Source organism: Stenotrophomonas sp. HMWF023 (genome assembly GCF_003060985.1).
In the GTDB taxonomy this organism is placed as follows: domain Bacteria; phylum Pseudomonadota; class Gammaproteobacteria; order Xanthomonadales; family Xanthomonadaceae; genus Stenotrophomonas; species Stenotrophomonas lactitubi.
Genome location: NZ_QAIJ01000011.1, coordinates 1 through 8,346 on the forward strand (window position 1 = coordinate 1; position 8,346 = coordinate 8,346).

Sequence of the window (8,346 nt, forward strand, 5' to 3'; positions counted from 1 at the left end):
CCCCGGCCGGACGCGGATCGACCCGGCTGTCGGCCAGGCCGATACTGACGGTCACCTGCACCACCGCACCGCCACCGCCACCGCCGCGCCCGCGCTGCTGCTGGCCGAGCGCATCGTCACGGCTGCGGGTAGTGCGGTCGCGCAGCTGCATCCGGCTCTGCTCGATGCCCTGGCGCAGCGCCTCCACCGCGTCCACGCAGGCCGATGCCGGGCGGTCGAGGAAAACCACGGCGAATTCTTCGCCGCCGTAACGGAACGCGCGGCCACCGTCGCCTACCCGCGACAACCGTGAGGCCACCAGTTTCAGCACGTCATCGCCGGTGTCGTGGCCGTGGGTGTCGTTGAACTTCTTGAAATGATCGACGTCGATCATCGCGATGCTGTAGGTGCCGGTAGCGCGCTTGAGGGTCTCGTTGAACGCACGGCGGCCGGGCAGCCCGGTCAGCTCGTCGCCGAATGCCATGTGGAAAGACTCCTGCAGGGTCGCGGCCAGCATCAGCAGCAGCGCCGCCACGCTCAACGCCGGCAGCAGCACCGGCTGCAGGAAGATCCGCGGCAGCATCCACCACAGGCACAGCAGGGCCAGCAGCATCGCCGTATGCAGCGGCCGCGGCTGGCGCCACGCCTGCCATCCCAGCGCAGCGGTGGCCAGCAGGAACAGCACGGCAGGCAGCTGTGCCAGCGCGCTCCAGTCGCTTGGCAGCCACGGGAAGTGCCGGTTCGACAGCAGGTCGTGCATGCCTTTGGGCTGCTGTGCGGCCAACAGGATGAAAACCGCAACGGCAACACCGCTGGTCGTGGCCCTCAGCAGCAGGTCCTGGCGGCGGCGCCCGCGTTCGGGCCACAACGCATGGATGGTGAACAACAGCGGCAACCAGGTCGAGATCGCGTGGAAGCGCAGCGGCGTCAGCGCCGTTACCCGGCCATCGCGCAGGTAGTGCCCCAGATCCTGGTGCAGCACCGCGAAGGCCAGCGCCACCAGCAGCAACAGGCACAACGTGCGCACCTGGTTGTACAGCAGCGCAAGTCCTGCACCCAGGCTGGCCAGCAACCACGGCAGGATGCGCTGCCCGGCGCGGCCGACATCATCGTTTTCCAGGCTCGCCCAAAGCACCAGTGCGACCAGCACGGCGGGCAGCACGAACAGATAGTGCACAGGCTGTCGGAGCGGATGATGGGCCACACGGAATTCCAGCGCGGTCACGACGCGGCCGCAGCACTGCCGTTAGCGGCGCAACGCATCCCTTCTTGAATGCGTGGGCTCTGATGTGAACACCACGGTACCGGGCCATGACATCGCGCTCACCGGCCGCGGTCGAAGCTGCTCACATGGACAGCGTACCCGCCGCCGTCGCTGCCCCGCAGCATGACCTCGCCCGCCACTTCACCCATGTGCGGGGGCGCAGCGTGCAGCTGGCCGCACCCCTCAGCCCGGAAGACGCCCTGCTGCAGAGCATGGCCGATGCCAGCCCGGCCAAGTGGCATCTGGCCCACACGACCTGGTTCTTCGAACGCTTCGTCCTCGCCAGCCGGCCCGGCTACAGACCCTGGGATCCGGCCTGGGACTATCTTTTCAACAGTTACTACAAGAGTCTCGGCCCGGCCCACGCGCGACCGCAGCGCGGTCTGCTCTCGCGGCCCTCGCTGCAGCAGATCCACGCTTACCGCCGGCACGTAGATGAGCAGGTGCTGGCACAACTGCGCGACGGCGACCTGGGCAGCGACGCCCTGCAGCACCTGCAGCTGGGGCTGCACCACGAACAGCAGCACCAGGAGCTGCTGCTCACCGACATCAAGCATGCCTTCTGGTGCAATCCGCTGCAGCCGCCGTATCGCGATGACCTGCCCATCGCCGTCAGCGCTCCCAGCGCGCAGGGCTGGGTCGAACAGGGCGAACGCATCGTCAGCATCGGTGCATCCGCCTGGCCGCAGCACGCGGCATTCGCCTATGACAATGAATCACCCGTGCACCGCGTGCTGCTGCCCGCGCATGCACTCGCCGAACGTCCGCTCAGCAACGCCGAGTACCGCGCCTTCATCGACGCGGGTGGTTACCGCGATCCACGCTGGTGGCTGAGCGAGGGCTGGGCGCTGCGTGAGGCCGAGCAGTGGCAGCATCCGCTGTACTGGGACGACGACCTGCTGCGCGAGTTCACCCTGGGAGGCTGGCGCGAGCTCGATCCGCACGCACCGGTCTGTCATCTCAGCTACTACGAAGCCGATGCCTGCGCGCGTTGGGCCGGTGCCCGCCTGCCCACCGAATTCGAATGGGAAGCGGCTGCCGCCACGCAGCCGGTCGAAGGCCACTTCGCCGATGACGACCAGCTGCATCCGCAGGCAGGGCAGGGCAGGGGCATCCGCCAGCTGTTCGGCGATGTCTGGGAATGGACCAGCAGCGCCTATGGTGCTTATCCCGGCTTCCGTCCGTTCGCCGGCAACCTGGGCGAATACAACGGCAAATTCATGTGCGGCCAATGGGTGCTGCGCGGTGGCAGCTGTGCCACCCCGCGCGGCCATGTGCGGGCCAGCTACCGCAACTTCTTCATGCCACCGGCGCGTTGGCAGTTCTCAGGCATGCGCCTGGCAAGGGATCTTTCATGAGTACCGTCCAGGATGCGCTGCAGGCGCTGACCGACCTTACCCCCGGCCGCCAGCAGATCCTTGCCGACGCCGTGGCGGGGCTGTCGCACGCCTCGCGCCAGCTGCCTTCCAAATACTTTTACGACGCGCGCGGCTCGCGCTTGTTCGAGCAGATCACCCACACCCGCGAGTACTACCCCACACGCACCGAGCTGGCCCTGCTGGATCGGGTGCTGCCGCAGATCGCGCAGGCGGTGGGGCCGCGCGTGCATGTGGTGGAACTGGGCAGCGGCAGCGGCCGCAAGACCGCCCGCCTGCTGGCCGCCCTGCAGGATCCGGTGGCCTATACCCCCATCGAGATCTCGCGCGCGGCGCTGTTGTCCAGCATCGACCACCTGGCACCGGCGCTGCCGGAGGTGGAAATGCTGCCGGTGTGTGCCGACTTCACCCGGCCGGTGCAGGTTCCCGTGCCGGACCGTCCTGCCGCGCGCCGGCTGCTGTTCTTCCCGGGCTCCACCCTGGGCAACTTCGCTGATGAGGACGCGATCGCGCTGCTGCGCGCGATGCGGCAGACGATGGGCAAGGACGGCCTGGCGCTGGTCGGTATCGACCTGCACAAGGATCCTGCCCTGATCGAGGCCGCGTACAACGATGCCGACGGCATCACCGCCGCCTTCACCCTGAACTTGCTGGCGCGTCTCAACCGTGAGATCGGCAGCGATTTCGATCTCGATGGCTTCCGCCACCAGGCCCGTTACAACACCGCACGCCTGCGCATCGAAACCGACCTGGTCAGCCAGCGCGAGCAGGACGTCCATCTCGACGGCCGCACCTTCCACTTCAGCGCGGGCGAACCGATCCGCGTGGAGTACAGCCACAAGTACACCGACGCCAGCTTCGGCCACCTGCTGCAGCAGGCAGGGCTGGAGGTGGTGGCGCACTGGAACGCTGACAATCCCGCGTACGGCCTGCGCCTTCTGCGCCCCGCACCATAGCCACAGGTAGTGCCGGCCGCTGGCCGGCAGCAACGACCAACCTGGCCTCCCCTCCGCGTTACCATGGCTCCAGCACCGGCAACACGGAGTACGCCATGCCCATTCTGACCACGCTCGGCCTCGCCGCCGCGCTTGCCATGCCAGCGGCGGCCCCGCCGACAGCCGCGGCAACCGCTGATCCCGCGTTCGCCCGCTGCATGGCGGGCCTGCAGACTACTGCCGCCAGCCAGGGCATTGCCGCTGACCGTTTCATGGCCATCACCGCCGGACTGCAGCCTGATCCCAGCGTGCTGCCGCTGCTCGACGCGCAGCCGGAGTTCACCACACCGATCTGGGACTACCTGGCCGCGCTGGTCGATCGCCAGCGCGTGGACGACGGTCGCGCCATGCTGCAGCAGCACCGCGATCTGCTTCAGCGCGTATCGGCGCAGTACGGCGTCGATCCAGTCACCATCGTCGCCGTATGGGGTGTGGAGAGCGACTACGGGCGCGTGTTCGGCAAGCGCCCGCTGCTGCAGTCGCTGGCCACGCTGTCCTGTGCCGGCCGTCGGCAACCTTTCTTCCGTGGCGAACTGCTGGCGCTGGTCAAGCTCATCGACAAGGGTGACCTGCAGGCGCAGGGCCTGACCGGTTCCTGGGCCGGCGCCTTCGGCCACACCCAGTTCATGCCCAGCACCTACGCACGCATTGCCGTTGATGGTGATGGCGATGGCCGCCGCGATCTGGTCGGCAGCATTCCCGATGCATTGGCTTCCACCGCCAACTATCTGAAGCGTGCCGGCTGGCGGACCGGCGAACCCTGGGGCATGGAAGTCCGCGTCCCCGCCGGCTTCAACGCCAGCCAGACCGGCCGCACCCAGCGCCGGGCACTGGCCGACTGGCGCGCATTGGGCGTGACCGGCCTGGACGGCAGTGCGTTGGCGCCGGCCGGCCTGCCCGCCGATGCCCGCGCCGCGCTGTTGCTGCCGGCCGGCAACAAAGGCCCGGCGCTGCTGGTGTTCCGCAACTACGACGCGATCTACAGCTACAACGCGGCCGAAAGCTATGCCCTGGCCATCGCCACCCTGGCCGACCGTCTGCGTGGCGGCAACGGCTTGGTCACCGCCTGGCCAACCGATGATCCCGGACTTGGCCGCGACGAGCGCCGCCAGCTGCAGACCCTGTTGTTGGCGCGCGGCCATGGCATCGGCGCCGCCGATGGCATGATCGGTACCGCCAGTCGTCGTGCCATCCAGGTCGAGCAGCGCCGGCTCGGTTGGGCCGACGCCGATGGTCGCGCCGGCCAGCGCATCCTGCGCGCGCTGCAGAGCGAACCGCAGGCGAAAGTTCCGGCCACACCCACCCGCTTCAGCCTTCCCACCAACTACAGTGCCGTGCAGTCGCCGGCCATCCGGAGTCGATCCAGCGTGCAACAGATAAAGGGTGTCAGCAGCGGCCAGTTCCAGGGGCTCGACGCCTGGCTGGTGGAAACCCCGCAGGCCACCGCCGCGATCAGCGTGTTCGGCGGTCAACTGCTCTCGTTCGTGCCCAAGGGCCAACCTGATGTGATGTGGCTCTCGCCCAAGCGCGCGGCACTGCCTACGCCCATCCGCGGTGGCAGCCCGGTGTGCTGGCCGTACTTCGGCCGCCAGGGGCAGGGCGATGACGTGCCGGCCCATGGGTTTGTGCGCACCTTGCCCTGGGAACTGCAGCAGGCGCGCCGTCTCGACGATGGCAGCATCGAACTGACCTTGGCCCCGCCCGCGTTGGACAACCTCGGCCTGCGTCTGACCATGACCGTCCGTGTCGGCCGTGAACTGCGCCAGCAGCTGCTCACCGAGAACACCGGCAAGGCCCCGGCCACCATCACCCAGGCGCTGCACAACTACTTCCGTGTCGGTGACGCCAGCAAGGTCGACGTCGACGGCGTCGATGGCCTGGACTACCTCGACAAGTTCGAGAACTACGCCCAGCCTCGCCGCCAGCAGGGCCCTTGGTCGCTGCGCGATCCGCGTGATCCGGGCCGCAGCGACCGCATCTACACCCAGGCCGGCGGGCACTATGTGCTGCGTGACCCGGTGCTCAAGCGCCGCATCGACATCCGCACCGAAGGCAGCCGCTCGCTGGTGGCATGGAACCCTGGCGCCGACGCTGCCGCGAAGATGGCCGATGTCGGCGACGGCTGGCGCGACTACGTCTGCCTGGAGGCCGCCAACGCCGGGCCCGACGTGATCACCGTCGCCCCTGGCGGTCGCCACACGCTGGTGCAGACGTTGTCCAGCGCGCTCTTGTAAGCCGCGCAACGCCCACACAGGAAGATCTTCAATGCAGGAAGCACAGTGGTACTACGCCCGTAACGGCAAGAGTGAAGGGCCAGTGGACCTGGCTGGCCTGCAGAGGTTGCAGCAGGACGGCGTCATCACCGGACACACCCTGCTCTGGTGCGAGGGCATGGCTGGCTGGCAAGCGTTGCAGACGCTGCAGTCGACTGCTACGCCGGCGTCGGGTGCCGAAGCCGTCGCCACAGCGTCCAGCCATGACCCCTACCGTGCACCGGCGGCGGCAACGCCCGATGTCATTCCACTGGGCGCCGGACTGACTGGCCAGTTGGGTCTGTACGCAGCCATTGTCGGCGGCAACTTCCCGATCTATCGCAAGCGCTGGCGCCTGGACCAGGGCACCGCGAGCGCGGCGGGCACCTGGCACTGGCCGGGGTTCCTGTTTGGCGTGATCTGGATGATGTACCGGAAGATGTACCGCATGGCCGCCATCTGGGTCGGCGTGCTGGTGGCATCCAGCGCGATCGAGGCCTTCATCGAAGTGCCGGATGCCCTGTCGCTGGTGATCAACCTGGGCCTGAGCGTTACTGTGGGTGTCTTCGCCAACAGCTGGTACCTGCAGCATTGCCAGCGGGAGATCGCGCGCGTCCAGTCGCTCGATACAGGCAACGACGCTGCGGTGCGCAGCGCGCTGGCAGCACGTGGCGATACCAGCGTGATTGGTGCCGTGATCGCCATCGCCGTGTCCGTCACCCTGGCCATCGTCGGCGCCATGTCGATCGGTTGATCCCTTCAGCTGGCCTGCCGCGGCCGCAGCACCCACAGGCAGAGCGTCCCGGCGACCAGGCCCCAGAACGCAGAACCGATACCGGCCAGTGTCATCCCCGAGGCGGTCACCAGGAAGGTGACCAGCGCGGCCTCGCGGTCACGCTCCACTGCCAATGCACTGGCCAGGCTGTTGCCGATGGTGCCGAACAGGGCGATACCGGCCACGCAGGCCACCAGTTCCTTGGGGAAGGCAGCGAACAGGGCCGCTACGGTGGCCCCAAACAGGCCGATGACGATATAGAAGGCGCCGGCCGCCATCGCCGCCGTGTAGCGCCGTGCCGGATCCTCGTGGGCATCACGGCCCATGCAGATCGCTGCGGTGATGGCTGCCAGGTTCAACGCGTAGGCACCGAAGGGTGCCAGCAGCGTGTTGACCACGCCGATCCAGCCGATCACCGGCGACACCGGTGCGTCGTAGCCGGAGGCGCGCATCACTGCCACACCGGGGATGTTCTGCGAGGCCATGGTGACCACGAACAGGGGCAGGGCGATACCGACCATCGCCGTCCACGACAGCGAGGGAGTGACCCATTGCGGCACAGCCAGTTGCAGGGGCACCTGTTGTGCATGCAGTAGACCCTGGCTGGCGGCGATGGCGATGCCGACCAGCAGGGTGGCGATCACCGCATAGCGGGGGAACAGGCGGCGTCCCAGCAGCCAGGTAGCGAACATGGCCAACGCCAGCACGCGCTGGGTGTTCATTGCCACGAACACGTCCAGGCCGAAGCGCAGCAGCACACCGGCCAGCATGCCAGCGGCCAAGGCCATGGGCACGCGCTTCATCAGCCGGGCGAACACCCCAGAGAAGCCCGCGAGCATGCCCAGCACCGCCGCAAGCAGGAACGCACCGGTGGCTTCAGACAGAGACGCGCCACCGGCACCGACGACCAGCATCGCCGCGCCCGGCGTCGACCATGCGGTGACCACCGGCACGCGGTAGCGCAGCGACAGGCCGATGCAGGTCACGCCCATGCCCAGCCCCAGGGCCCACATCCACGAGGCGATGTGCGCCTGGTCGGCACCGACCGCCTGCGCGGCCTGGAACACGATCACCGCCGAACTGGCGAAGCCGACCAGCACGGTGATGAAGCCGGCGACGATCGCCGGCATCGAAAGATCCCGCCACCATCCCTGTTGTTTCTGCGTGTCCATGCTCTTCTCTTCTCTATGTATCGGTGTATTGATAGCGCCTGCGGCGTTGACCGCGCAACGCGCGGGCAACGCCGCGGCGATGTATCAGCAGCCGCCATGCAGGTTGCAGGCGCTGTTCTGTCATCTTCCTGAAAAAAAGAGTTGACGAATTCTGCAGGATCTCTAGAATTCGCTCCCTTGCTGCAGCGCGGCGACTTCTTCGGAAGCCACCCACGCGAACAGCGACGCCACCACCGCCGGACGAGATGATCGAACGAAGGTGTTGACGGACTCGAAAAGTCCGGCATAATAGGCGGCTCGCAACGACGAAAGGCCCTCGGGTCCAACGACGAAGCAGCATCGGCAACAACGTCCACTTCGGTGAGGCGGCCTTGAAAAAAGGTGTTGACGAGGCGGAAAAGCCGGCTATAATGGGCGGCTCGCTACGAAGGAAACTTCGCAGCACACGGGAACGGCGCTGAGGCCACTTCCCAAGATCTTTGAAAGTATGCGCAGGTATCTTGTGAAGGCGCCTGCAGGAAGGATGATTGTCC

General features: G+C 67.4%; 6 protein-coding genes. 4 read left to right on the top strand and 2 right to left on the bottom strand.

Annotated elements, in window-relative coordinates; translation table 11 throughout:
• The coding region (locus DBR20_RS00205; RefSeq protein ID WP_108264762.1) for a GGDEF domain-containing protein at positions 1–1,183 on the bottom strand (1,183 nt) is incomplete at its 3' end.
• 146 nt (positions 1,184–1,329) lie between these two features.
• Between DBR20_RS00205 and egtB the strand changes: the two genes are divergently transcribed.
• From egtB to DBR20_RS00225, 4 genes are all read left to right on the top strand, one after another.
• Positions 1,330–2,601, top strand: coding sequence for an ergothioneine biosynthesis protein EgtB (gene egtB / locus DBR20_RS00210; RefSeq protein ID WP_108264758.1), 1,272 nt, complete (start codon positions 1,330–1,332; stop codon positions 2,599–2,601).
• Entirely contained in the window at positions 2,598–3,575 is a 978-nt protein-coding gene (gene egtD, locus DBR20_RS00215) for an L-histidine N(alpha)-methyltransferase (RefSeq protein ID WP_108264759.1), read from the top strand. Before egtB ends, egtD begins: the two co-directional genes overlap by 4 nt.
• A gap of 137 nt (positions 3,576–3,712) precedes the next feature.
• On the top strand, positions 3,713–5,848 hold the full coding sequence (locus DBR20_RS00220) for a lytic murein transglycosylase (RefSeq protein WP_108264763.1): 2,136 nt from the start codon (positions 3,713–3,715) through the stop codon (positions 5,846–5,848).
• A gap of 31 nt (positions 5,849–5,879) precedes the next feature.
• A complete protein-coding gene (locus tag DBR20_RS00225; protein WP_108264760.1) occupies positions 5,880–6,620 on the top strand; it encodes a DUF2628 domain-containing protein in 741 nt (246 codons plus the stop codon).
• 5 nt (positions 6,621–6,625) lie between these two features.
• Here the strand turns inward: DBR20_RS00225 and DBR20_RS00230 are convergent, their stop codons facing one another.
• Entirely contained in the window at positions 6,626–7,813 is a 1,188-nt protein-coding gene (locus DBR20_RS00230) for a benzoate/H(+) symporter BenE family transporter (RefSeq protein ID WP_108264761.1), read from the bottom strand.
• Positions 7,814–8,346: the final 533 nt, after the last annotated feature.